The organism is Paraburkholderia nemoris (genome assembly GCF_905221015.1).
Taxonomy (GTDB): Bacteria; Pseudomonadota; Gammaproteobacteria; order Burkholderiales; family Burkholderiaceae; genus Paraburkholderia; species Paraburkholderia nemoris.
This window is the reverse complement of sequence record NZ_CAJNBO010000005.1, coordinates 113,975-139,374: the sequence shown is the minus strand read 5'-3', so window position 1 is coordinate 139,374 and position 25,400 is coordinate 113,975. Positions and strand designations below refer to the sequence as shown.

Annotated in this window: 22 protein-coding genes; 7 read left to right on the top strand and 15 right to left on the bottom strand. The window is 64.0% G+C overall.

Translation table 11 applies throughout. The features are described 5' to 3' along the window. Positions 1-56 precede the first annotated feature (56 nt). From KHO33_RS09435 to KHO33_RS09400, 8 genes are all read right to left on the bottom strand, one after another. Positions 57-1,502 (bottom strand): sigma-54 dependent transcriptional regulator, encoded by a 1,446-nt coding sequence (locus KHO33_RS09435; RefSeq protein ID WP_407946170.1) that lies wholly within the window; start codon positions 1,500-1,502, stop codon positions 57-59. Positions 1,503-1,688: 186 nt separating this feature from the next. After that, positions 1,689-3,131 carry a hypothetical protein gene (locus tag KHO33_RS09430; RefSeq protein WP_054036135.1) on the bottom strand — a complete coding sequence of 481 codons (1,443 nt, stop codon included), beginning with the start codon at positions 3,129-3,131 and terminating at the stop codon, positions 1,689-1,691. A 101-nt stretch (positions 3,132-3,232) separates the two neighbouring features. After that, positions 3,233-4,033, bottom strand: a complete 801-nt coding sequence (locus tag KHO33_RS09425; RefSeq protein WP_054036137.1) for a peptidase C39 — start codon at positions 4,031-4,033, stop codon at positions 3,233-3,235. 6 nt (positions 4,034-4,039) lie between these two features. Next, a complete protein-coding gene (locus KHO33_RS09420; protein WP_234475438.1) occupies positions 4,040-4,654 on the bottom strand; it encodes a C39 family peptidase in 615 nt (204 codons plus the stop codon). A 169-nt stretch (positions 4,655-4,823) separates the two neighbouring features. Beyond that, positions 4,824-6,221: a hypothetical protein gene (locus KHO33_RS09415; RefSeq protein ID WP_200564636.1), complete on the bottom strand. Its 1,398-nt coding sequence runs from the start codon at positions 6,219-6,221 to the stop codon at positions 4,824-4,826. Positions 6,222-6,250: 29 nt separating this feature from the next. After that, the gene (locus KHO33_RS09410) at positions 6,251-6,898 is read right to left on the bottom strand and encodes a hypothetical protein (protein ID WP_054036145.1); all 648 of its coding nucleotides are present in this window, start codon (positions 6,896-6,898) and stop codon (positions 6,251-6,253) included. After that, on the bottom strand, positions 6,895-7,386 hold the full coding sequence (locus KHO33_RS09405) for a hypothetical protein (protein WP_054036147.1): 492 nt from the start codon (positions 7,384-7,386) through the stop codon (positions 6,895-6,897). Before KHO33_RS09405 ends, KHO33_RS09410 begins: the two co-directional genes overlap by 4 nt. A gap of 62 nt (positions 7,387-7,448) precedes the next feature. Next, positions 7,449-8,009: a RodZ family helix-turn-helix domain-containing protein gene (locus KHO33_RS09400; protein WP_200564635.1), complete on the bottom strand. Its 561-nt coding sequence runs from the start codon at positions 8,007-8,009 to the stop codon at positions 7,449-7,451. Positions 8,010-8,545: 536 nt separating this feature from the next. Between KHO33_RS09400 and KHO33_RS09395 the strand changes: the two genes are divergently transcribed. Together KHO33_RS09395 and KHO33_RS09390 are read left to right on the top strand one after the other, a co-directional pair. After that, the gene (locus KHO33_RS09395) at positions 8,546-9,940 is read left to right on the top strand and encodes a sigma-54 dependent transcriptional regulator (RefSeq protein WP_054036150.1); all 1,395 of its coding nucleotides are present in this window, start codon (positions 8,546-8,548) and stop codon (positions 9,938-9,940) included. 151 nt (positions 9,941-10,091) lie between these two features. After that, the gene (locus tag KHO33_RS09390) at positions 10,092-11,063 is read left to right on the top strand and encodes a thymidylate synthase (protein WP_200564634.1); all 972 of its coding nucleotides are present in this window, start codon (positions 10,092-10,094) and stop codon (positions 11,061-11,063) included. A 124-nt stretch (positions 11,064-11,187) separates the two neighbouring features. Here the strand turns inward: KHO33_RS09390 and KHO33_RS09385 are convergent, their stop codons facing one another. Then, positions 11,188-13,686: a DUF6600 domain-containing protein gene (locus KHO33_RS09385; RefSeq protein ID WP_200564633.1), complete on the bottom strand. Its 2,499-nt coding sequence runs from the start codon at positions 13,684-13,686 to the stop codon at positions 11,188-11,190. Positions 13,687-13,868: 182 nt separating this feature from the next. Further along, positions 13,869-14,582: an ArsR/SmtB family transcription factor gene (locus tag KHO33_RS09380; RefSeq protein WP_200564632.1), complete on the bottom strand. Its 714-nt coding sequence runs from the start codon at positions 14,580-14,582 to the stop codon at positions 13,869-13,871. 222 nt (positions 14,583-14,804) lie between these two features. On the opposite strand from KHO33_RS09380, the gene KHO33_RS09375 reads away from it, so the two are divergent. From KHO33_RS09375 to KHO33_RS09360, 4 genes are all read left to right on the top strand, one after another. Continuing rightward, positions 14,805-14,948 (top strand): hypothetical protein, encoded by a 144-nt coding sequence (locus tag KHO33_RS09375; protein WP_172737683.1) that lies wholly within the window; start codon positions 14,805-14,807, stop codon positions 14,946-14,948. Positions 14,949-15,085: 137 nt separating this feature from the next. Beyond that, a complete protein-coding gene (locus KHO33_RS09370) occupies positions 15,086-16,366 on the top strand; it encodes an MFS transporter (protein ID WP_200564631.1) in 1,281 nt (426 codons plus the stop codon). Continuing rightward, positions 16,366-17,427 carry a GlxA family transcriptional regulator gene (locus tag KHO33_RS09365; protein ID WP_200564630.1) on the top strand — a complete coding sequence of 354 codons (1,062 nt, stop codon included), beginning with the start codon at positions 16,366-16,368 and terminating at the stop codon, positions 17,425-17,427. Before KHO33_RS09370 ends, KHO33_RS09365 begins: the two co-directional genes overlap by 1 nt. Before the next feature lie 146 nt (positions 17,428-17,573). Further along, the gene (locus KHO33_RS09360) at positions 17,574-18,080 is read left to right on the top strand and encodes an acyl-CoA thioesterase (RefSeq protein WP_097390047.1); all 507 of its coding nucleotides are present in this window, start codon (positions 17,574-17,576) and stop codon (positions 18,078-18,080) included. Between the two features lie 165 nt (positions 18,081-18,245). Here the strand turns inward: KHO33_RS09360 and fumC are convergent, their stop codons facing one another. The 5 genes from fumC to KHO33_RS09335 all read right to left on the bottom strand — a co-directional run bounded on the left by fumC (position 18,246) and on the right by KHO33_RS09335 (position 24,629). Then, complete coding sequence (gene fumC / locus KHO33_RS09355; protein WP_200564629.1) at positions 18,246-19,646, bottom strand: class II fumarate hydratase; 1,401 nt, start codon at positions 19,644-19,646, stop codon at positions 18,246-18,248. 16 nt (positions 19,647-19,662) lie between these two features. Continuing rightward, positions 19,663-21,345 carry a phospholipase D family protein gene (locus tag KHO33_RS09350; RefSeq protein WP_200564628.1) on the bottom strand — a complete coding sequence of 561 codons (1,683 nt, stop codon included), beginning with the start codon at positions 21,343-21,345 and terminating at the stop codon, positions 19,663-19,665. 143 nt (positions 21,346-21,488) lie between these two features. Next, positions 21,489-22,448 carry a ketopantoate/pantoate/pantothenate transporter PanS gene (panS, locus tag KHO33_RS09345; protein WP_054036162.1) on the bottom strand — a complete coding sequence of 320 codons (960 nt, stop codon included), beginning with the start codon at positions 22,446-22,448 and terminating at the stop codon, positions 21,489-21,491. Between the two features lie 304 nt (positions 22,449-22,752). After that, positions 22,753-24,165, bottom strand: coding sequence for an MATE family efflux transporter (locus tag KHO33_RS09340; RefSeq protein ID WP_054036166.1), 1,413 nt, complete (start codon positions 24,163-24,165; stop codon positions 22,753-22,755). A 245-nt stretch (positions 24,166-24,410) separates the two neighbouring features. Continuing rightward, positions 24,411-24,629 (bottom strand): RNA-binding S4 domain-containing protein, encoded by a 219-nt coding sequence (locus KHO33_RS09335; RefSeq protein ID WP_054036168.1) that lies wholly within the window; start codon positions 24,627-24,629, stop codon positions 24,411-24,413. A 311-nt stretch (positions 24,630-24,940) separates the two neighbouring features. Here KHO33_RS09335 and KHO33_RS09330 point away from each other — a divergent pair, with 311 nt between their 5' ends. After that, positions 24,941-25,396 carry a hypothetical protein gene (locus KHO33_RS09330; RefSeq protein WP_200564627.1) on the top strand — a complete coding sequence of 152 codons (456 nt, stop codon included), beginning with the start codon at positions 24,941-24,943 and terminating at the stop codon, positions 25,394-25,396. Positions 25,397-25,400: the final 4 nt, after the last annotated feature.

Below are 25,400 nucleotides of genomic sequence, written 5' to 3'. Positions count from 1 at the left end.
TGACGGAGCAGCGGGGCACCGGCCTGGCAGCCGGTACCCCGCCGCCAGGCGCCCCATCATTCGTGAGCAGCCTCGTCGGCGACGCTCGGTTCGAACGACGCTTTGTCATCAACGGCGACCAATTCGCGCAGTCCATGGTGACCCATCAGCCGGTACAGCGTGACGCGCGAAATATTCAGATCGATCGCCGCCTCGTTCAGCCGATGACGATGCCGCAACAGCGCAGCTTCGATCGCGCGTTTCTCGGCGGCGTCGCGGGCCTGCGAGAGACTCATGGTCTCCTGCGCGGTGAACTGCGCGAGGTCGAGGTCCTCGGCGGAAATCAGCTTGTTTTCCGCCATCACGATCGCGCGGCGCACCCGGTTGATCAGCTCGCGGACATTGCCGGGCCAGCCGTAGTTGTACATCGCCTCGATCGCCGACGGCGTAAAGCCGCGGATCTTGCGCGCGCTGTCGGTCTTGAACTTGTGCATGATGTGATGCGCAAGAATCTCGATGTCCTTGCCGCGGGCGCGCAGCGGCGGCTCGTCGACACGCAGCACGCACAGGCGGTGGAACAGGTCGGCGCGGAACCGTCCGTCGCGCATCGCGATCTCGAGATCCACGTGGGTCGCCGAGATGATTCGCACATCCACCGGGATCGATTCGCGGCCGCCGAGCCGGTCGATCTTGCCTTCCTGCAAGAAGCGCAGCAGGCTCGCCTGGCTTTCCATCGGCAGGTCACCGATTTCGTCGAGCAGCAGGGTGCCGCCGTCCGCAGCCTCGACCCGGCCGATCTTGCGCTGGTTCGCGCCGGTGAACGCACCGCGTTCGTAACCGAATAGTTCGGATTGCAGCAGATGGTGCGGAATCGCGCCGCAGTTGATGGCGATGAACGGCGCCTTGCGGCGCGGCGAGCGTTCGTGGATCGCCAGCGCAGTGAGTTCCTTGCCGGTGCCGGATTCCCCTGAGATGAACACGCTGGCGTCGGTGTTGGCGACTTTGCGAATCGTGCGGAAGAGTTGCTGCATCGCTTCGCAGGTGCCGACCATTTCATCTTCGTCGTCGGCAGCGGGCGCGGCAGGCGGAATCTCATCGGCATCGCACAACGTCACCATGCCGAATGCGTGACTGGCGAGGTAGTCGACCGTGGCGTTGGCCACCGGTGTCTTGACGTAGTCGAAGCAGTAGTGGCGGATCAGGCGCCGCACGTTGGCGTCGGCGAGGCGTTCCGAAGTGGCGAGCGCAATCCAGCCGATCTGCTGTTGACGCAGGCTCGCTTCGAGCCCGCCAAGATCGCGTGGCGCAAAGCTGGCCAGGTCGACGATGCCGGCGCATATCACGTCGGGCTTGAGCATGCGCGAGACCTCGTGCGCCGAGCGGGCCACCATCACGTGCCAGCCGCGGCTCTTCAGATGAGCGGCGAGCGCCTCGTCCGGCGTGCGCGCCACATACAGTAGCGACCGGTCGGTCCGCGCGTGCAGCAGGCCGCTCCCATTCGCGGCGGGGGAGGCCTCGTGCAAGCGTCCCACGGCTGCCTCCTGAGGTCGCGCCAAAGAAACTTCCGACGGCCGCCCCACGAGGACTTCCGCTGCCCGTGTCACAGAAACGTCCGACGCTCGGGCAATCGACAGATGAGTGCCGGAGGGCGGTGTAACGCTGCTCAAATGGGGTGATTCGCGCACGATCAACCTCGTATCGTTGACACGTCAAAAAGTGTAGGGAAAGCGCACACCGATCACGAAGTTCGGCGTGTCGGGCGTGAGGCCGACCGATACCGAACCGTTGATCGTCAAGTGCTTGTTCACTACGTGATTCAAGCCGAAGGTCAAGGCGGCAGCGGTGGTCTCGCTGCCCGGCACCTTCGAATAGGTTCCGCCTGGCGACTTGGTCTGCGACTCGGGTTCCAGCGCCATGGTGTACGAAATGCTGGCGGAATCCTTGTCTGAGAACGCGAGCGCCACGCCGCCGCCGAACTGCACGACGTCGCCGATCTTGACCGTCGCCGGTTCGGTCTGACCGATGACCGACGAGATGTCCTGGAACGAGCGGGCAATGTTGTAGGTGTACGAAACGCTGCCGAACAGCACGACCGGATCGTAGGTCTTCAACAACGACAGGCCCGCCGTGATGTTCCAGAAGCCGGTGCCCGTGGGCAGCTTGGTGGGGGCGACGAGGTTGGTGTTGTTGGCATCGACCTGCGCCAGCTTGATGCCGAACGGCGACGAACCCGTCGGCGCCTTGATGCGCAGGCTGCCGACCACGTCCGGCAGATTGTTGGTTTCCTTCAGGAACTGGTAGTAGATCCCAAAGTTGACGTCGCCGATGTCGCTCGAATTCGCCGAGGCGTCCGAGACCGTATTGGCCGCTCCGCCGGCGCCACCGACGATGAAGTTGCTGTGCCGGTAGATATAGGGCACGTCGACGTCGACGCTGATGCGGTCGGTCAGACCGTAGCGCGTGTCGAGGTCGGCCATCACCTGGTGCGACTTGGTCTCGCCCAGGTTGATATTGCCGAGGAAAATCGCATCGAGCGCGAGGAAGCCGGACAGTTGCAACTGGCGGCGGTCGTAGTAGGTATCGTTGATACCCCAGTCGAGGGTCAGCTTGTGCTCGAACAGAGGCGTGTGCTGCTGGCTTTGCACCACCGCGTCTTCCGATTGGGTGCGCACCGGTTGCGCGGCCTTCTGCGTCTGGCCGACCGCACCGCTGCCGTCGGTCGCGGCAGGCAGTCCGCCACCACCACCGCTGCCTTCCGGCACGGGCGGCGTGACCGGCACGCCTGTCGCGGTACCCGTCGCGCCCCCCGGCGCGGGAGTACCTGGGTTCACCTGGGCAAGCGGCGGCAACGGCACAGGCAGGCCGTCTGCGCCAGGCTGCTCGGCGACCGCTGCGTTGCCGGCCGGCTCACCGTAACCCGGTGCGCCGCGGCCGCGCTGCGACATTTCGAGGTTCGTGACCTGCCGTTCGAGTGAGATGATCTGCTTTTGCTGCTCGCTGACGACACGCATAAGCGTGTTCAGCCGTTCTTCAACCGATTGATCGGCGAGCGCCTGCGCGCTGGCCCCCTGCGATAGCGCAAACAGCATGACGGCGGCTGGAATAGCCGCTAACGCCATGCGCGGCGCCCCGGTCTTTGAGAATCTGATCATTTTTGTTCCCCCGGTATTCTGACTGCGCGTCGCATGTCTCCTTGTGCAGCACGCGGTCGTTTGGTACTTCGGTCTCCTTCCTGGTCGGGTGGCGGCCCGTGTTATCTCCTTACGGTGTTTTGCAGGGCTTGTAGGACGCCAATCTGGCGCAGCATCGAGGCCGACATCGGCTGCGTCTGCAAATGCAGTTGCAACTGGTTGGCGACTTGCTGGTTATTGCCCGCGATCTGCAAGAGTTGAGCGATCATGCCGGCCTGTTGAGCACTGGACGGCGCGATGGTTTGGGTGGCGATACCGCCTGGTGTCTGCAATGAAATCGAAATGCCGCCGTTGGCGAGACTGACGGAGGCTTTCACCGAGCCGTTTGCATTGCTTGCGGCGGCCGCCGTTGCGTTGTTATAGGACCCGCCCGCGAGGCTCGCTGGCGAGGCGTCGAAGTCGATCAGCGCCTGGTTCGTGCCGAGGTTGCCGTTGCCGGCCACCTGGGTAATCTGCGAGATGCCGTTGACGTTGACGTTCTGCCCGCCGGTCGCGCTGGCGTTGCGGTTGGCGCCGCTGCCTCCGCTCATGGTCGGACCGGTCACGGAGGCCGTTGAATTGAACTGGACGTTCGGCTGGCTGGACGTGTTTGTACCGATGGCGAGCGAGCCCGAGGCGACAGCGGTGGCGCCGTTCGGCAACTGCCACTGCGACAGCAGGGTGATAACGACGCCCGAAATGACGTCCCCGACAACGCCTTTGCCGGTCTGATTGGCGAGAATGGCGTCGTCGACAGGTTGCAGCTTGAGGGCGCCGCCGTCTTCAAACACTGTGGATGTCTGCTCGGCAGCGTGTGCGACTGATGCGAGGCCGCACGTTGTGAAACACAACGCACAGCCGATGGTGAGTAAGTTTCGGTCCATGATGAGTCAGAACAACTCTGCCTTGATCAAACCGTATTCAACAAAGGGAGTCGCAGCCGTGCCGTTTTCCAGTGCACGTTCGCGCAGCTTGAGCGCGAGCGACTCGTTGCCTTGCAAGAGCGGAGAATCCTCCATAAATGGCTTGCCGATGACCGCGAACACGAGGCCGTTCCATTTCTTGACGAAGTCGTCTTCCATGACGATGCGGTTGCCGAGCGCTGGGTCGGCGATGAAGACGCGGCCGTCTTCCGCATGCTTGACGATCACGAAGTGCTCGTAGCCGTCGCTGTTCATCAGCACGAGCACAGGAATCTGCAGGTGATAGAGCGCTTCAGGCGTCACGCGAAAACCGCGGCCACGCAGACCGATCGTTTCGACGAACTTCTTCATGTCAAGCATGGAGAAACCGTTCTTGACCACCACCTCTGGTGTCGAAAACACCATCATGCGTTGGATCATTTCGGGTTCGGGAATGTCGATGCCGTAGCCGTACTTCAGCAACGTGGCCAGAGCGGCCGAGCCGCAGCTGTAGTCGTAACGCTGCGAAACGATGTGGTTGTAGCGGATCTCGCGGATCGAACGCACGTTCACGTCGAACGGCACGCCCGCTGCTGCGTTCATGGAAAGAGCACTCTGCGCGTGACCCGTCTGCGAAAGCACGAGTCCAGCGAAGAGTGTCAGGAAAAAGCCGTGCGTTACCCTGCTCACCCCGAACATGGTATGTCCCCCCCCTGCGGAAACAGCCGGCCAGCACGAGGCTGACCGGTGTCTTCCTGCGATACAGCTCTAATTACTGATGCGACACGCTGGCGACTGCAAGGCCGTTGTGTTGCAGGTTGCCTACACCCGACGCGATATTCACCCCGATGTTGCCGCTTGCGTTAGACAGGGCGCCTGCACCGAGCATCGACGAACCGGTGAAGTTGCCGCTGACGCTTGCTTCTGCGGTCTGGCAGTTCTGGTCGGTTGCGATGACTTCGCCGCCGTCCTTGCCGCCCTTACGACCCCAGCCCATGCCGCTGCTGCTGCTATCCGTCGTGGCCGAGGCAGCGAGGCTGTTGTTTTGCACGTTGCCGACTCCCGAGGCCACGTTCACGCCGATGTTGCCGGTTGCGCCCTTCAGCACGTCGGATCCGACGCTGGCGGTGAAGTTGAAGTCACCGATCTTCGCCTTGCCGTCCGACGATTGCGTCGAGTAGATCTGCGCAGTGCCGAACACGGGGCCGACGTCCATGTTGGACAGGGCGGCATCATTGGATTGCGCGTTGTCGACACCGGTGGCCATGTTGACGCCGATGTTGCCGTTCGCGGTTTGCAATGCGCCGTCGCCGATCGCCGCAGACATCACCGTCGGTTTTTCGGTGTTGATGTGCTGGGTGATGCTGCCGGTGACAGTCACTGTGCCTGCGCTGATGTTGTCATGCGCGCTCCAGCCCCATGCGTTGGCATCCGCTGAGACATGGCCGGCCTGGTAGTAGCCGGAGGCGCTTTGTTCTGCAGCTTGCGCGAAGTAGCCGGACGAATGTTCCTGTCCCCATGCGGCCTGGTGTCCCGAGGACTGCTCGGCGAAGTAGCCGCCGAAGTTATCCGAGGAGTGCGTGTTCAGCGCGGCGGCGAAACCTGCCGCTACTCCGCCGAAGATCACGCCATGGCCGCCGCCGATGCCGGCGATGAAGCCGGCTGCCAGATAGCCGTTCGCGCTGTTGTGGGTGTTGACGTGGCTGCCGCCGGCAACCGACGCTTGATAGCCTTGCGAGAAGCCGCTGCTTTCGCCGAAGCTCTGGCCTTGTGCGTAAGCTGCAGCCGATTGTTCTTGCGAGCCTTCAGCAAACGCGCCCGCGCTGTACGACGAGTGAACCGCGTAGTTCGAGCCACCGCCGCTGCCGTTGAACCAGGCTTTGGTCGCGTCGATAGTCGTGGTCACGTGGCCGCTGGTGTAGCTCTGCGGCGGCGTCTTCATGTTGACGCCACCGATGTCTACATTCTGCGTGTTGTTGACCGTGGCGCCGGAGCTGCTCGACACATCGACGTGGCCGCGCAGGGTGATGAAGCCGAATTCGCCAATGTCGGTGTAGACATTCGTTGCCGTAAAGAGCTCAGCCGGGTCGCAGCCGGCCGTGCATTCGGCGTAAGCCGAGCTTGCTGCCAACGTCGACAGGACAGCCGCTGCAATGAGAGTGCGCTTCATGATGACGCTCCGATAAAGAGTGTGGCTCGTTAGAAAAAGGTGCCCGCCGGGGGACGGAGCACAAAACTGTTTGAACTGACGTTACCTGAGCCGGCTGTCTGGTTGATCTGAACGATCCCACTGACGTTTTTGAGCGCATCCGTACCGATGGATACCTCACGTACGTCGTGGTTTTCGCCAGACCTTCCCAGGCCACCGCCCTTGGCGGTCGTAGCGGATAGCACCCCATCCGCTACGATCTCCGCTCCAATCGGTCCAGAACCAACTACGGCGCTGTTCCGCTGGAGATTCCCTACACCCGCCGACTGATTCACTTCGATAAGGCCAGAGGTGTTTGAAAATGCGTTACTGCTGATCGTGCTTTTCGCCGCCGCCGTCTTGGCGTTGGTGGCCGCGCCCTGCAAGCTGCCGATCAGGTTGAGAGGCGTGGGTCCGTTGGTGAACACGCCCTGATTCGCTTGTGCGTTGTCGAGTCCGGAGGTCTCGTTGATGGCGATGACCCCGAGGCTGCCGCTGACCGCGCCTTTGCCGATCAGCGACTCCGCGTCGATCTGGGCCGGCAGCGATTGGGCATGGACCGCGAAGCTCGCACAGCCAAGCACTGCCCAGGCAAGCAGGGGCCAGCGCGACTGTTTGCGTGACGGAAGGCGCTTGGCCGGTGCGCGTGACGTTGTCATTTCATGGCTCCTAGAGCTGCGCCCAAGGGGGCGAGTGCACCACTGACCGACTGGGCAATCGAGCTGCCGATCCCACCTGCGCCGCCGAAGCTGGCGCCCGCGCCGACCGGAACGTTGTTGCCGGCGCCTGCCAGCATGTGTGTGATGCCGTTGGTGCCGACCAGTGCAGGCATGTAGCCGTTGCCGGCGATACCGGCCGTGCCGTGCGCGCCGTTCAGGTCGAGATCGCTCGCCATCGTGCCGATCGCGCCATCGAAGGTCGCCCTCGGGAACGTCTGGACCTGAACTGCGATCGGGTCCTGGTTCTTCGGCACCGGCACGAACGCATCGCGTGGCGTGATGTCGCGCTCGATGACGAGGTTGCCCGGCTGGGTCAACTGCTGCGCGGTGGCACTCGTCACGGCGCCGGCAGCGAACACGCCGAGCAGCGCGCACAGCACGGCTGCGCAGGGGCGGCTGCTGCTCGGCTTCTGGGTTGAGGCGTTCATGTCAGTTCCTTGCGGGCGGACGATCGGTCGGTGCGGTCTTGGGCAGCGAGCGGCTCGTTGCGCTAATTTCTCTGGTAGCTCGTGACGTTGCCTTGAGCGGAGCGGGCGACGTCGACGGGAACCGGCAACTGCGACGGCGGGGCGATTTCGTCCCACAGCGTCACGCCGTTGCCACTGTTGTTAAAGCCGCGCATCAGTTGCGGCGTCGCGGAGACCATCAACATGCCGCCAAAGCCGCCGCGTTGGTGGGACAGCGCCTGATCGTCCAGCACGAGATCGGTCACAGACGCGGCGTCGGCGGAAATGCTCAGCGCGTTGCCGGCCAGATCGCTGCGGGGCGCGGCGCTGTCGTTCGTGGCGGCCACGGTGTTGTCCACCGCGGCGACGTTCGCCGTATTCGTGACATCCGTAACCGTCGGGTTCGGCGAGGCCACCGCTGCGAGCGTCGTGCTCGCGAGGGTGGCGGAACCGGCATCGGCGGTTTCGGCCATCGTGGCGGATTGAGGCTGTGCGAATTCCTGTGCATTGACGCCAGCGGACAGCACGGTCAAGGTCACCGCGGCGGCGCATAGTGCAGTGCAAGGTGCAATGCTGCTCAGGTCGATGCGGAAAGCGAGTCGCATGATGTGTCTCCTTGGTGCACAGCATTTAGCGAAACGTGTGCCATGAGTCGCAATCCATTGGTGCGTCTGGATGTGACCCGCATACCGCGGAGTAACAGGGAAGAAATCGGACAAAAACGTTTCAGCACTGAAACGGCAGGCAGAAAATACCTGTAATTCGTTAAATCCGACGGTATGAAGTACCTTGGGGTCAACGCTAGGAAAAGCGCTTCCACAATGCTTTTATTCATAAGCTGAATAACTATTTATCGGCCGCTTGGCCTTGCTGGGCAAGGAGTCCCCGATTAAATTCGCATAATTGTTTTCCAAGCGGCGCGTGTATAGTAAGCTCTCGAAAACAGCTTCAGATTTAAAAAAGCCCGCTAACGGGCCGTCTCAAACACACACGCCGCTTTCTTGGGGATCAGCTGTCCGCACGGAATGGAATGGCCGTTCGGTTTTTGCTATATCGCGAATCCCGAACGAGTCAGCGTGTCTGAACTGAAGTTCAGGTGCGTGCGTCATCCTTAACGTTCGTTGACGAGAGGATCTGAATAATGGAACCCGCAACGCGGCAACTGATTTACGTTTCACGCGATCCGAGCGCGGAACTGAATACTCGCTTCCATCAGCGCGGCTGGCATGTCGAAGTCGTGGGGTCGGCGCGCGATGTGCGCCGTGCTGTTCGCGCCGGAATGGCGGCGGGCGGCTTGCTCGATCTGTCTAGTGATTTTCAGCCACACGAAATCGCCGCCTTCGAGTCCTGCCTGACCATGCCGAACGTCGGCTGGGTCGCGGCAACCACGCCTGGACAGTTGCAGGACGCGGCATTGCGCCGGCTCGTGCGGGACTATTGTTTCGACTATGTAACGGTGCCTTACTCGGGCGACAGGATCGTCGATTCGGTCGGTCATGCATACGGCATGATCTCGCTTGGCGAGCCGGCCTCGAACGACGGTTCGCCTGGCGCCGAAGGCGAAATGGTCGGTTCGTGCGACGCGATGCTCGCGCTGTTCCGCTCGATCCGCAAAGTGGCCATGACCGACGCGCCGGTGTTTATCTCAGGCGAATCGGGCACCGGCAAGGAGCTGACCGCGGTCGCGATCCACGAACGCTCGGCGCGCCGCAATGCGCCTTTTGTGCCGATCAACTGCGGCGCGATTCCCCCACATCTGTTGCAATCCGAACTATTCGGCTATGAACGCGGCGCGTTCACCGGCGCCAATCAGCGCAAGATCGGCCGCGTGGAAGCGGCCAACGGCGGCACGCTGTTTCTCGACGAAATCGGCGATCTACCGCTCGAAAGCCAGGCGAGCCTGCTGCGCTTCCTGCAGGAACGCAAGGTGGAGCGGCTCGGCGGCCACGGTTCAATCGACGTCGACGTGCGCATCATTTCGGCGACCCACGTAGATATGACGGCCGCGATGATCGAAGGGCGGTTCCGCTCCGATCTGTATCACCGTCTGTGCGTGCTGCAAATCGACGAACCGCCGTTGCGTGCACGTGGTAAGGATATCGAACTGCTTGCGCGGCACATGCTGGAACGTTTCAAGAAAGATGCAAGCCGCCGTCTGCGTGGTTTCGCGCCCGACGCCATCGCCGCCCTGCATAACTACGGCTGGCCGGGCAACGTGCGCGAGTTGATCAATCGCGTGCGGCGCGCCATCGTGATGTCGGAAGGGCGCGCGATCACGGCACGTGATCTCGAGTTGGCCGAGTATGTGGAGATCGTGCCCGTCTCGCTCGCCCAGGCGCGCGAAGCGGCCGAACGCCAGGCCATCGAGCTCGCGCTGCTGCGTCATCGCGGCCGTCTCGGCGACGCCGCGCAGGAACTCGGCATTTCGCGCGTGACGCTGTATCGCCTGCTGTGCTCGCACGGCATGCGCCATATGGAAGGCGAACCGTTGGTCACGCCGCACGGCGAATTGCCGGCCTCGGTACCGCATCTCTGACGGGCGTAGTTGTCCACTTAGCCAGCGATATTTTCTCCGCGGCGCGCTTCGACCGGGCGTCGCTCGCCTGCGCTTGTTAAAATCGGGTTTTCCGCTCAATCTCCGTGGCGCGTGTGCCTGACCAGGCGCGCGCTGCGTCGAAGGAACCCGCATGAAACAATACCTCGACCTCGTCCGCACGATTCTCGACACCGGCACGTGGCAGGAGAACCGCACCGGCATCCGCACCATCAGCATGCCGGGCGCCATGTTGCGCTTCGACCTCCAGCAGGGCTTTCCCGCCGTCACCACGAAAAAACTGGCGTTCAAGTCGGCGGTGGGCGAGCTGGTCGGCTTTCTGCGCGCCTCGCGCAGCGCCGCGGATTTCCGCGATCTGGGCTGCAAGGTGTGGGACGCGAACGCCAACCAGAATCCGCAATGGCTCGCCAATCCGTATCGCCAGGGCCCGGACGATCTCGGTGACGTGTATGGCGTGCAGTGGCGCCAGTGGCCGGCCTACAAGGTGCTGGACGCAGACGCCGCCGCGCAGCTGGCCGACGCCACGGCTCGTGGCTTCCAGGTGGTGACGGAATTCGAGGAAGACGGCAGCCCTAAGGTGCTGCTGTACAAGGCAATCGACCAGTTGCGGCAGTGTCTCGACACGATCATGCAGAACCCGGCCGACCGGCGAATTTTGTTTCATGCCTGGAACCCCGCCGTGCTGGACCAGATCGCGCTGCCGGCTTGTCACTTGCTTTATCAGTTCCTGCCGAATGTTGCGCGGCGGGAAATCTCGCTGTGTTTGTACATTCGCAGCAACGACGTTGGCCTCGGCACGCCGTTCAATCTGACCGAAGGCGCTGCGTTGCTGCATCTGGTCGGCCGGCTGACGGGTTATACGCCGCGCTGGTTCACCTACTTCATCGGCGACGCGCACATCTACGAGAACCAGCTCGACATGCTGAAGCAACAGCTCACGCGCGAGCCATATGAAAGCCCGGCCTTCGCGATCTCGGACCGTGTGCCGGACTATGCGAAAACCGGCGTGTACGAACCGGAATGGCTGGAGAAGATCGAACCCTCGGACTTCTCGCTGATCGGCTACCGGCATCACGAGCCGCTCACAGCGCCGATGGCGGTCTGACCGTGCTCTGAGCATCTGCTCGCAGCCTGCTCAAAGAAAAACCCCCGCGATGCGAATCGCGGGGGTTTTTTCTTGCCGGCTTCCGGGCGTCAGGTGGTCAGCACACTGGCTGCGGGCGTAACCGTTAGCCTTTGTGATGCTCGTCACGATTGCCGCCGCCCGAGTGTTGCTCGGCGTGCTGCGGTTGCGGCTGGGGATGCGGCTGTTCCGCACGCTGCGGTTGCTGCTGAGGACGCGGCTGCTGAACCTGTTGCGGACGCGGTTCAGGACGCGGCTGCTGCACCTGTTGCGGACGTGGTTCAGGACGCGGCTGCTGCACCTGTTGCGGACGCGGTTCAGGACGCGGCTGCTGCACCTGCTGCGGACGCGGTTCAGGACGTGGCTGCTGCACTTGCTGCGCACGCGGCTGCTGTTCCTGTTGCGGCTGCGGACGATTTTCCTGACGTGGTTGTTGCTGCGCCTCCTGCGCAGGTTGCGGCCGGGGTTCCTGCGGCTGTGCACGCACTTCAGGCGCGCGCTGCGGCTGCGCTTCCTGCTGGCGCTGAGCCGCCTGTTGTTGCTGCTCCGGGCGAGCCTGTTCCTGCGGGGCACCGTGCTGCTGCGCCTGCTGGGCCATCGGCGTATGCGGCTGCGTCCATGCCGGCTCGTGTCGTCCTTCTGCGCCCGGTTGCTGCCCCGCTTGCACCGGCGCGCCGTGCTGCTGCGCGAAAGCGTTCGGATTGGCGCCGTTCGCTTGCGGCGGACGGGGCACGCCATTGGACGGATGAGCTGCCTCGGCGGGTTGCTGATGCACGTTGGCCACTTGCGGCGGCATGCCTGGCCGCGCTTGGGGTTCGCCGCCACGTTGCGGTTGACCGTTGACCGGTGCCTCGCCCGGCCGCTGACCGGCCTGTTGCGTGCCATTAGGCGCACCCGCCACACCTGGCGCACCCGGTGCCGCACCCGGTGTCCGTCCGGCCATATGTGACTGCACGACCCGCACGTTCTGCACCGGCATGGCTCCCGGACCGCCTGCCATATGAGCCGGCACCGAGGTTCGCACGATCGGCGCACCCGCACCCGGCACCCGTCCGCCGCTCTGCGCAAAACGTTGCGCCAGACTGTCGTGATACGCCGCCGGCACGGCCGGACTGCGGGTAGCCACGACCGGGCGCGCCATCGCGCCGGCCGGCGGACGGTAATTCGCGTTACGCAGGCCCGGTCCGAAGCTTTCCTTCACCGGCGCGATCCCCGGACCGCCCGGATTGATCCGCGCGTTGCGCCACTGCTGCGGGTCAACCTTCTGCGCGAAGCGGCCCACCGATTGACCATGCACGAAGGCCGTCGCCGGCACCGCGGTCACGCCGCCCGGCGCGCGATAGTTGATGTACGTGTTGTGAATGTTGGTCACATTCACGTTCGTCACGTTGCGGTTGTAGTTGTTGACGACCGTCGTGTTGTTGACGCGGTTGTAGTAACCCGGGCTCCAATGATCGTGATCGCCCCAGTGCGGGTGCCACGGTTCGCCCGGGCCCAGCGGGAACCACGCGACGCCGGCCGCGACCGCGCCGCCAATCGCTAGACTCACGCCCCAGTCGACTCCGCCGCCCCCGCCGCCCACGAAGGCAACCAGCGCAGGTGCGTAGACTGGCGGTTCGCTGACCACGACCGGTCCCGGCACCCATGCCCACGAGTCGTCGACGTAGGCCCAGCGGCCGTAGTGGTAGGGCGCGAAGCCCCACGGCGCGTCGTCGACCCAGGTCCAGCCCCAAGGCGCTTGCCATACCCAATGGCCGTCGTGATAAGGCGCCCACCCTGCGGGGGTTGCACGCGGCACCCACACTTCACCGTACTGCGGGCTGCTGCGCCACGTACCGTTGGCGTCGAGGTCCTGATAGCCGGGAATGTCGCGCGACACATAGCGCGCCGACACCGAGCGGTCTTCCGCTGCGTCGCGGCTTGCTGCCCATTGATCGAAGCCGTCGAGACCAGGCGCGCCGTTGTCGGCGACCTGTTGCAGGTTGGTGCCGGCAAAGCGGATCTGCTGGCCGGCCGCGACCGGCACCTGGCCGCTGTCGCCGTACACGGTCGCGCTGCCGCTGCGCACGGTGACGGTGGTGCTGCTGCCGTCCGGTGCGACGTCGACGCGATAGTCGCCGGGGCCGTTCAGGCCGAGCGCCACATTCGGCGTGTCGATTTCATAGGAGGAGCCCGGCGCCAGTTCGCGTACCCGCGCCGACAACGTGCCTTGCGCGACTTTCAACTGCGCGCTGTTGTCGTCGAGATTGAGGATGTCGAGGCTGGTGGACTGGTCGAGGCGCACCGCTGTCGAACCGATGTGCAGTTCGGAGCGCGCGTTCTGATCGTTCCACAGTTGATCGCCGGTGGTGAGCGGGCGATTGATCTGTGCGTATGACCAGTCGGTTGCGCCGGCCGGCTCGGTAGTCACGGCGCCGGCCGTGTAGTTCAGACGCGCAACACGCCCAGGCGGATCGGTGTTCTGTTGTGAAGCCGCCCCTGGCGGCGCCTGTTCGGCTTCCTGCGCGAGGGTGGCTTGCGCCGCGAAGAGGAACGCTGCGGCGGCGATCAGCGTGTAGCCGGTGATCCGGCGTTTCGATTGTTGGGGTGTGGTCACTGTTCTCATGATTTCTCTCCGACGGACGCGCATTGTGCGGCATCCGTGAGAGTCACTCTACCCGTGCGGTTTGTTTCAAGGCCCCCACTTTTGTAAGGCTCCCCTACGAGCGTGTAACAAAAGGTCTCGATAAGGCATTTCGTAAGCTGAATGCGCAAATTCTGTAATCGCGTCAACCAGTTAAGCGTGTTTCAAGCGGCCAGGAACGTGTCGAAATGGCGATGGCCCGCCGGGGTAATCCGCAAAATCCGCGGCCGCTCAGTACGTTCGACCCAGCCATGCGCCGACCACGAATCGAGCAGTGCGGCGCCGAGCGCGCCACCCAGGTGCGGACGCCGTTCGCTCCAGTCGGGACAGGTGCAGGCAAAGCGGCGCCGGCGGCTCTTCTGGGTGGACATGTCGATGCCCCACTCGGCGAAGCGGGCCGCGCCGTCGGTAGTGGCTTCAAGCGACGAGCCGTGCAGCGTCAGCAGCCCGCGCTCGACCAGCCGCTCGAACACCCGCACCGACAGTTCTCCCGCCATATGGTCGTAGCAGGTGCGGGCGTAGCGCATGTCGACCGGCACGGTGCGCACCGGACGCGGCACGGCCCGTTGCGGCGCGCTGATCTGCGCGACGTTGGCGAGCGCTTCGATGGAGGCAGCGATATCCGGCGAGGCGATCCGGAAATAGCGATGCCGGCCGCGCACTTCGAGCGCGAGCAGGCCACCGTCGGTAAGACGCGCCAGATGAGCGCTGGCTGCCGACGGCGAGAGCCCGGCGATCATCGTCAGTTCACCGGCCGGACGGGCGCTGCCGTCCATCAGCGACCACAGCATCGCGGCGCGGCCGGGATCGGCGAGCAGCGCACCGATGCGGCTCAAGCCGGGGAAGTGATTCTGTTCGTCTGTGAGGATGGTGGGCATCAGGCGTCTCCGGTTGGCGGCGCGGGCAGGGCGCCGTGCAGTCCACTGTATCTGGCTGCTGTATTCGATGTTTCAGCTTAGCGTGAATCGTCGAATGCAGTGGCTACGAAAATCCGGCGGGAAGGTCAGGCTGGTGGGTGCTTCGGTGCGGCGATGCCACTTCGGCGTCGCGTTGGGTCGCCAGGCTAGAATCGAAGCCTGTCTTTGCCGGAACACGCTGTCATGAAATTTCTTTTTGCCGCCGCGGCCGCGGTTCTGTTATTCAGCGCGTGTGCGCAGAGCGGTTCCGGCTCAAGTTCGGGTGCGGGCACGGGCAGCATCACGATGTACGGCACGATCGACGAAGGCGTGACGGTCCGCAAGTAAGCGCGAGGTGCGCGCGGCCACATTTTCAGGTGGACGAGTGCGGCGACTGGCTGGAATTGATGCATCATTGTCATTCCTGCCACCTCCGGCCGTGTGACGATCCAGGCATCGCCACTTTCGCCGTCCGAGGCCTACCGATGCCGCCACCTGCTGCTCCCTCTGCCGCTTCTTCCGCCGTTTCATCCTTTGCCGCCACGCAAACCGGTTCCGGCCACTCCGACCCTCATAGCCGGCGCGCCGCGCGCTTGCTGGCGGTCTGCCAGGCGCTCTATACCTCATCGGTCTCGATCGATCTGACCTTGACCGGTCTGGTCGGCTACACGCTTGCCGACGACAAGGCGCTCGCGACGCTGCCGTTTTCACTGATTACCGTCGCCGCCGCACTGACCACCATCTTCGCGTCGTTCCTGATGGCGCGCATCGGACGGCGCGCGGGCTTCATGCTCGGCGCGGGCGTTGGCGCGCTGGGCGGGGCCGTCTCCGTGTGGGCGATCTTTCATCACAGTTTCTGGGCGTTCTGCGCCGGCACGGCGACCGTCGGCGTGTTCCAGGCGTTCGCGCAGTACTACCGGCTGGCGGCCGCGGACGCCGTCGGAATCGAAGGCAAAAGCCGCGCGATTTCGACGGTGCTCACCGGCGGCGTGGTGGCCGCCGTCTGCGGACCACTGCTCGCCGCATGGAGCAAGGACTGGCTTGCGCCGGTCGCGTTCGCCGGCTCCTATGCGCTGGTCACCGGCTTCGGGCTCGTATCGATTGCCATGCTGGCGCTGCTGTATCGCGATGCTGCGCCGTCCGCGAGCGCGGCCGTGACGCACGAACCGGCGCGGCCGCTCGGCGAAATCGTGCGGCAGCCGATCTTTGCCGCGGCGCTCGCCAATAACGCGCTCGGCTACGCCGTGATGATGTTCGTCATGACCGCGACGCCGATTGCGGCTGTTGCCTGCGGCCATACGATCGGCGACGGCGCGGCGATCATTCAATGGCACCTCGTCGGCATGTTCGCGCCGTCGCTCTTTTCCGCGCGGCTGATCAGGCGCTTCGGCGTGTTGCCGGTGATCGGTGCGGGGATCGTGCTGTCGGCGCTGTGCGGCGTGTTGGCGCTGCGCTCGACCGATCTGCCTCACTTCTACGCGGCGCTCGCCTGCCTCGGCGTGGGGTGGAATTTCATGTTTGTCGGCGGCTCGACGCTGCTCGCACAATCGTACCGGCCGTCCGAGCGGGCCAAGACGCAGGCGACCAGCGAATTCACGACGTTTGCGTTTTCCGCGCTGGGCTCGCTGTTCGCCGGGCAATTGCTGGCGCGCTTCGGCTGGGCGACGATCAATGCCGCGATCTTCCCGCTGCTGGGAATGGCGGCGTTGGCCACGCTGGCGTATGCGTGGTCGCGGAAGCGGCAACTTGCGGCGGAGGTGTCCTGATGGCTGCACGTCATGTTGTTTTCGCGGTCGCTCCTGATCTCGTGCTGCTCGATGCGTGCGGGCCGCTTGAGGCGTTTTGGCGCGCGGAGTTGACGATGGCGGCTGCGGCGGGCAAGTCCGGCAACGCCGCCGAGCCGGTCGCCTATCGCACGACCGTCGCGTCGATCGACGGCGGCGTGCTGCAAACCTTTCCAGGCCTACCCGTCGTCACCGAGCGGCTCGATTCGCTCGACGACCAGCCGATCGACACGCTGATCGTCCCTGGCGTCCCGATCGACGAACATTGCACGTTGCAGCCGGAGCTCGTCGCGTGGATCAGGCGACGTGCGCCGGAGGCGCGGCGCGTCTGCTCGGTCTGCACGGGCGCCTTCTATCTGGCGGCGGCGGGCCTGCTCGACGGCCGCCGGGCGACTACGCATTGGCGGGAAGCGCCGCATCTCGCGCAGCGCTTTCCCAACGTACAGGTCGACGCTGATCCGATCTTTATCCGCGACGTGGGCCATGGCGAGGGAAAGCGCGTCGTCTGGACATCGGCGGGCGTGACGGCGGGCATCGATCTGGCGCTTGCGCTGATCGAAGAAGATGTCGGCCACGCTGTCGCGATGCAGGCGGCGCGGCGGCTGGTGGTGTTCATGAAGCGGCCTGGCGGTCAATCGCAATTCAGCGCAGCGTTGGCTGCACAGGCTTCGGCGGGTGGCCCGTTCGAGGCGCTGCATAGCTGGATGGCGGGCCATTTGCGCGACGACCTATCGGTTGAGCGGCTGGCCGAGCGTGCGCAGATGAGTCCACGGACGTTCGCGCGACGCTATGTCGACGAGGTGGGCCGCACGCCGGCTAAAACGGTGTCGGCCCTGCGGCTGGAGGCGGCCGCGCGGGCACTGGCGGAGTCGCGCCGGCCGCTTAAGCGGATTGCGCTCGATTGTGGCTTCGGCAGCGAGCAGAATTTGAGGCGAGCCTTCGTGCGGCGCTTCGGCGTATTGCCGCTGGAGTATCGGGAGCGATTCGAGTCGGCGGTCGTGCCGCAGCGCGCGGCGGTTTCTGCGGTTGCGGTGGCGAGTTAAGTGGGTCCCAAACCGAAAGCGCGACGAAAGCATTGCGCTCGTCCAGATCGAAATTCGGCTACTTAACCCCATCCGATCCGCGACGGAGCCAATATTGCGCTCGTATAATCGCCTCCTTTAAATGCGTCCGATTGACCGGAGTCAAAATGAGCACCCCTGCCTTAGCGCCCCTGGACCGTTCCGAAACCACCTTCCGCTTTCTCGCCGAGCCCAGCTCGGTCAACTTCGGCGGCAAGGTGCATGGCGGCGCGTTGATGAAGTGGATCGACGAAACCGCGTACGCGTGCTCGGCGGTGTGGTCGGGGCGCTACTGCGTGACGGTCAGCGTCGGCAATATCCGCTTTCGCCGGCCGATCCTCGTCGGCAACCTGGTTGAACTGCGCGCGCGTGTTGTGGCGACGGGGCGTACCAGCATGCACATCCACGTCTCGGTGCAGGCAGGCGATCCGAAGGGCGGCGAGCTGTTGCAAACCACGGACTGCCTGGTGGTGATGGTCGCGGTCAATGAGAACGGCCACCCGGTGCCGGTGCCGGCGTTCGTCCCCGAAACGGATGAACAGAAGCGCCTTGCCAAGTACGCGATGGACGTGAAAGACGCGCTCGACGCGATCGTCGAACTGAAGCCGGAAGAAGTGGCGCAGGGGAAGGTTTAAGCGGCGCCTCGGGCGGCATCGGCACGTCTTTTGTAGGGACGTGCCGCCGCTTGCCAGCGGCACGCACAACAGGCCGCGCGATCATTGCGTCCGCGCGGCCTGCTATTTTCAATCAAGTCAGCCAATCTGCCGGACCGGCCAGGCTCCGGCCGATCCGATCGGCGATCATCCCGCCGAATGCCCGACCATATCCTTCGGCTGTACCCATTCGTCGAACTGCTGCTCGGTGACATAGCCGAGCTTGAGCGCTGACGCCTTCAGCGTCGTGCCTTCCTTGTGCGCCTTCTTCGCGATCTGCGCGGCCTTGTCGTAACCGATGTGCGGATTGAGCGCCGTCACCAGCATCAGCGATTCGTTCAGCAACGTATCGATGCGCTCGCGATTCGGCTCGATGCCCACTGCACAGTTGTCGTTGAAACTATGCGCGCCGTCGGCGAGCAAACGGACCGATTGCAGCACGTTGTGCGCAATCATCGGCCGGAACACATTCAACTCGAAGTTGCCGCTCGCACCGCCGATATTCACCGCGACGTCGTTGCCGAACACTTGCGCGCACAGCATCGTCAAGGCTTCGGACTGAGTCGGATTGACCTTGCCGGGCATGATCGAGCTGCCCGGTTCGTTCTCCGGAATCGACAGTTCGCCGAGGCCGCAACGCGGGCCGCTTGCGAGCCAGCGGATATCGTTGGCGATCTTGTTCAGGCTCGCTGCCACCGTCTTCAACGCGCCATGCGCGAACACCAGCGCATCGGCCGCGGCCATCACTTCGAATTTGTTCGGCGCGGAGACGAACGGCAAGCCGGTCAGTTTGCCGATCGCTGCCGCCACTTTGTCGGCGAACTGCGGATGCGCGTTCAAACCGGTGCCGACCGCCGTGCCGCCCTGGGCGAGTTCGTACAGATGCGGCAGCGCCGATTCCACGTGACGGATGCCGTGATCGAGTTGTGCGACGTAGCCTGAAAACTCCTGGCCGAGCGTCAGCGGCGTGGCGTCCTGCAGATGCGTGCGGCCGATCTTGACGACATCGGCGAAGGCTTTTGCCTTGCCGTCGAGCGTCTCGCGCAGCGTCTTCAGCGCGGGCAGCAGATGCTTGACGATCGCATACGCGGCGGCCACGTGCATGGCAGTCGGAAACACGTCGTTCGAGGACTGGCCGCGATTCACATCGTCGTTCGGATGCACCTTGCGCGCTTCGCCGCGCTCGCCACCGAGCAGCTCGCTCGCGCGATTCGCGATCACCTCGTTGAGGTTCATGTTGGTCTGCGTGCCCGAGCCGGTTTGCCAGACCGCGAGCGGAAATTCTTCAGGGTGCTTGCCGTCGATGATCTCGTCGGCCGCCTGCATGATCGCCTTGGCCTTGTTCTCGTCGAGCACACCCAGACCCTGGTTGACCTCGGCGGCGGCGCGCTTGATGACGGCCAGCGCGGTGATCAGCTCGGGCGATTGTTTTTCAGACGAAATGCGGAAATTTTGCAGCGAGCGCTGAGTCTGCGCGCCCCATAGACGAGCGTTCGGTACGGCGATTTCACCGAACGTGTCGTGCTCCATTCGTACGTCTTCAGTCATGGTTCAACTCCGCTTCTCAAAGTTCTGCGTTGACAGGCAATAAGGAGAATAGACCCGTTAGCGCGTTCCGGTAAAAACCCGCTTGGGGGTCGAAGATATAGGTGCGGCGCGTGCCGTCTTCGACGTCGGTCCAGACGAGCGGCGAGAGGGGCGCACCGATTGAGCGCAGATAGGCGAGTTGCGCCGCGTCGGCGAGCGTGACGTGGTAGCTGGCTTCGGGCGCAATGGCATGTTCGAAGATCTGCGCAACCTGCTCGGCGAGCGCCGGGCTATGGATGACCAGCGTCTGCTCGGTGTTCAGATTGGCCGAGCGCGGATCGAGATTCATCGAGCCGATCACCAGAATCTTGTGGTCGATGACATAGGTCTTTGCGTGCAGGCTGGCTCGCGAGCTGGATCCGCCGAAACCAACGCGCCGCTCCTTCTGCTGCGGTTTGAATTCATACAATTCCACGCCCTGTTGCAGCAGCGGCACGCGGAAGGGGTTATAGCCGGCTTGTACCGCTACCGCATCGGTCGCGGCAAGCGAGTTGGTCAGCACGGCGATGCGTACGCCACGATGCGTCAGTTCGCCGGCAGCCTTGACGCCGCTCTCGTGCGGTACGAAGTACGGCGAAATAATCAGAAAATCCTTCTGCGCGTCGTGCATCAGCTCGCCCAGCCGCTGCATCGGCGGACTGACATAATCCGGCGATGGATGTTCGATTTTCTCCGGCAGGTCCGCCTTGAATTCGGCCGGCGCCCACGTCAAGCCAAGTTGATCCTGGGCAATCTGCGTGGCGAGCGGCGTAGCGTTCAGCGGTTTCGCGTTGTACGGGTCGGCGTTGGTGCGCCAGTGCTGGCGTAAATCGTCGCGCGTCTGGTCGAGTTCCTTCGCGTCGAACTTCTGCTTGTTCAGCGCCCGCAGCGGATAGGCGATGCTGCTGTTCCAGTAGTCGTCGAAACTGGCGGAGACGTCGGCGACCACCGGGCCGGCGGCCAGCACGTCGAGGTCGCGGAACTGCAAGGTTTCGCTCGCGCTGAAATATTCGTCGCCGAGATTGCGGCCACCGACAATGGCCAACTGGTTGTCGGTGATCATCGACTTGTTGTGCATGCGGCGCGTGAAATGGCCGATCTGCGTGAACACGTTCGTCGTGCGTTCGAATACGCCTTCCTGTGCGCTGCCGAACGGATTGAAAACACGGATCTCGATGTTGTCGTGCGAGTTCAGCCCCGCCATCGTCTGGTCGATGTCCTTGAAGTTCAGATCGTCGACCAGCATGCGCACTCTCACACCGTGATCGGCCGCATAGAGCGCGGCGCCGAGCAGCAGCTTGCCGGTGGTGTCCTCGTTGGCGATGTAGTACTGCATGTCGAGGGTTTTCGTCGCCGCGCGTGCGAGCGCAATGCGCATCTGCAAGGCGTCGGTGCCGCTAGAGAGCACCCGGAAACCGGTCTGATCCGGATGCGCGGCTTCGAACGGCGCGAGGGCCGTGTGAAGCGGCGTTGTTTCAGTGGCGGGCAGTGCGTGGGTGACCGGACGGTCGAACGCCGTGGCGGGTGGCTTGGTCGCGCAGGCGGTCAGAAATGCCGTTGCGCAACAAAGCAGGAAGAAATGTCTCGTCGTCTCCCAAGAGGTCTTCCTGCTGGGCGCGCTGAACGCGCACGTGCGGTGCGATGCGGTCTGATCTTGATCTTGATTTTGATGCCACGACACGCTGGCTCTCCCTGGTTTGCACGCTTCTCATCGCGGCAGCGTGGGTAGCACGCTTACGCTGTCGAGAAATGCATTCTAAGGGGAATCAGGCGTGCGGGCTTTCGATCTTCCGTGTGGCTACGACGCGCTTCGCAGGTTCGTGATTATCCGCGTTCGACGTTCAAGGCGCGCTCGCCATCCGGATGCGTCGATCCTTTCGCGGGACGTCCTGCCCAATAACCCGCGAGCAGCGAACCGGACAGGTTATGCCACACCGAAAACAACGCGCCCGGCAATGCCGCGATCGGCGTGAAATACAGCTTGCCGAGAGTTGCCGCGAGTCCCGAGTTCTGCATACCCACTTCGATAGCGAGCGTGCGGCAGACGGCTTCGTCGAAGCCGAGCAGACGGCCGCCCCAGTAGCCGCCGAGCAAACCGATACCGTTGTGCAGCACCACGCCCAGCATGACCACGAGGCCCACCGACGCGATGCTCTTCTGCGTGCCGCCCACCACCGCGCCGATGATCAGCACGATCGCGACCATCGAGATCAGCGGCAGGATAGGTTCGATCTTGCGCACCGCCTTGTTGAACAACTGGTTGACGGCGAGGCCGACCACGATCGGCAGCGCGACGATCTGCAGGATGCTCATCAGCATGCCGTGCACGTCGACGGCAATCGATGCGTCCACATAAAGACGCGTGAGCAGCGGCGTCGCGAACACGCCGACCAGTGTCGACAACGCGCTGATCGTCACTGACAACGCTACGTCGCCGCGCGCCAGATAGATCATCACGTTCGACGCCGTGCCGCTCGCCACGCTGCCCACCAGCACCATGCCGGCGGTCAGATCCGGCGGCATGCGCAGTGCCTTGGCGATGACCCATGCGGCGAGCGGCATCACGAGGTAATGCAGCACGATGCCGGCAACTACCGGTGCGGGTCGCGTGAAGACGCGCTGGAAATCGGCCACCGAGAGCGTGACGCCCATGGCCAGCATGATGATCGTCAGGAGCGTGGTGACGTGCGGCGCAATGCCGGAGAACGAGGCGGGCGAGAAGTACGCGGCAATCGAAACGAGCACGGCCCAGAGCGGGAATAAACGGGTGACGCGGGCAAGCATGACGGGTGGTCCTTGGTTATGTTTTATAGCGAGATTCGGCGGTCGGTCGGGTGGCATGACGCGAGGCGCGGTGCATGCTCGGGGCGCTGCTCGCGAGGAGCGGCGGATGCTGGCGGCGGGTGTCGGGCCGCCAGGCGGCGCGGGCCTTCGTGAGGCGCGCGCGTGGCATCGCGCGGGTGCGCACGGTTTTGCCAGAGGGCGCATTTTACCGTTCGCGGCGCGCTTGCCGGGAAACGATGGTTGCGGGCGCAACCATCCGCGAAATACCGGGTTGAGGCCGACCGCAGGTCGGACTCAGGTGACTTCAGGCCGAAGGGGCAGGTGGCGTGCCGGGCATAACCGGCACGCGCCGCAAGCTCAGTTTGTGAAAGCGCAGCGTCATCAGAAGCGCGACGCTCGCGAGGCCGGCCGCGAGTCCCCACCACAAACCACGCGCGCCCAGCCCGAAGTGAAATGCCATTACGTAACCGGTCGGAAAGCCGATGACCCAGTAGCCGAACGTCGCGGCGATCATCGGCACGCGCGTGTCCTTCAGGCCGCGCAGGCAGCCTGAGCCGACCGTCTGCATGCCGTCGACGATCTGGAAGATCGCGGCCACACCGAGCAGCGAACTCGCCAACGTCACCGTGGCCGCATTGGCCGGATCGTCAAGATGCAGGTACAAGCCGACGATCCAGTGCGGCGCGGCGATCAGCACGATGCCCGACAGCGTCATGAAGCCGACGCCGAGCGCGAGCGCGACGAACCCCGCGTGGCGCGCGGCGAGCGGTTGCCCTGCGCCGGACCAGTAGCCGACCCGCACATTGGCTGCCTGACCGATCGCGAGCGGCACCATGAAGGCCACCGAGGCGACGTTCAACGCGATCTGATGCGCGGCCAGTTGCGATTCGCCGAGCAGGCCGACCATCAGGCCGGTGGCAAGGAACAGCGTCGATTCAACGCCATAGGTGATCGCGACCGGCCAGCCGATGCCGAACAGCTCGCCCATCAAGGGCACGTTCGGCCGCGTCGCGACGACGAAATGCTTATAGCGTGGCCGCAGATGCAACAAGGCCATCAGCACGAGCGCACTCAGCCAGACGGTGATCGAGGTGGCCGCCGCCGAACCGAGAAAGCCTAGGCGGGGTAGTCCGTAGACGCCGTGAATCAGCCCGTAGTTGAGAAAGCCGTTGACGAACACGCTGACGAGCGACACCCACAGGAGCCGCTTGGCCGCGCCGATGGCCGGCAGGAACGAGCGCATCAGGCCGACACCGATCAGACTGCCGAGCGAGCCCCAGCGCAGCACCGCCGCGTATTCGCCGACGTTGTGCGCGAGCAGCGCGGGTTCGCCGAAGGCCAGCAGGATCGGCGTGGCGAACGACAGCAGGAAGAACGCGGGCACCGACAGCAGCACCGACAACACGAGGCCGGTCCAGTAGATATGCGGTACGCGGCCTTCGTCCTGCGCGCCGCGCGCATGCGACACGCTCACGCTGACGGAGGTAAGCACGCCCTGCAGCAGCGTGACCACGACGAAGAACAGGTTGGCGCCGAGGCCGCCGGCGGCGAGCGCGTCGGGGCCGAGCGAGCCGAGCAGGATCGTGTCGGTGACACCCATCGCCATTTGCGACAGTTGCGCGATGGCGAGCGGCGCGGCGAGCCGGGCGGTGTCGGCAGCGTGGCGGGTCAGGGTCGGCGGCCGGGCAGCCACCCGGGTGAAGCCGGATTGAGTCATGGAGCGCTTGGAAGCGGAAGGGGCGACAGCGTGGCGGAGGGCGCAGCCCGGCCGATTCGCGGGGCGTGCGTGCTGCCGGTGAGGCGGCGATGCGACGAAATGCGCGGGCTCACCGGAGCGTAGGGCGGCTGTCAGCCGATTGTTTGTCTGTCGAAACTGACAGCTTATTGCTTAGGCGTGGGGATGTCGATGGAGGAAGCACGATTTTGGTGCGCGCGGTCCCCCGAGTTTTCGGACTTGGCGCGTCAGGCCTCGTGCACCGCGATGCGCGTATCGCCTAGCAGCACGACCTGGCCCGCGCGGATTTTGCAGGTTTTACGCGTTTCGACCCGGCCGTCGACGGTCACCGCACCGTCAGCGACCATCATTTTTGCCTGGCCGCCGCTGTCCGCAAGCCCCGTTATCTTCAGGAGATTGTGCAGTTCGACGTAGTCGCCGGTCAGTGTGAAATCGAGGTTGGGCATGGCGTTTGCGCCTTGAAGCAAAGGGTTCGCATCATAAGCCACAAGCTTGCCCTAATGAATAGCCCGTGTGCTCCCAGACCATTTTCGGGCAATTGCAAGCAGATGTTATGTAGTTGTCAGAAAATGAAACGTTCCGTAACACGGGTCGTATATTACGAACTTCACTCGTAAAGTGCGGGTCTGTAAGAAAGCTTGCTGGATTTTTCCGGCGACGAATAGACCGGGCGAGGCGCGCATGGCATGAAGCACACGTCAATGTGCCGCGCCGGATACGGCGCCCGCGTCACAACAACCTTAGAGAGGATTTAGCCATGACTCAGATTCGTACGCTCCTGATCGGTACCGCCCTGACTTCTTTTGCTGCTACCGCTGCTTTCGCGCAGACCGTGCAACCGGCCGCCGGTATGAACGGCCAGGTACAGGTCCAGGCCCAAGGCGCCGATGTCGCGCCCGCCGCACCGGCCGCGCAAGGTGTGCAGCCGGTGACACCGGCGCCGACGCGTCTGACGGCATCGGGCTCGACCGATCCGCTGGTCCAGAAGCGCGACGCCAACGCGCAGGCTAACGCCGAATACAAGGCGTCGAAGAAGGCGTCCAAGGCGGAACTGGCACAGCAGCAAAAGGCTGCCAACTCGCAGTACAAGGAGCAGGTGCGCGACGCCAAGATCAACCAGAAGGCTGACAAGCAGGCAGCCAATAACGAAATGAAGATGAACATGCAAGGCCAGGCGTCCGATCAGGACAACGGCGCCGACGTGAAGCACTAAGCCC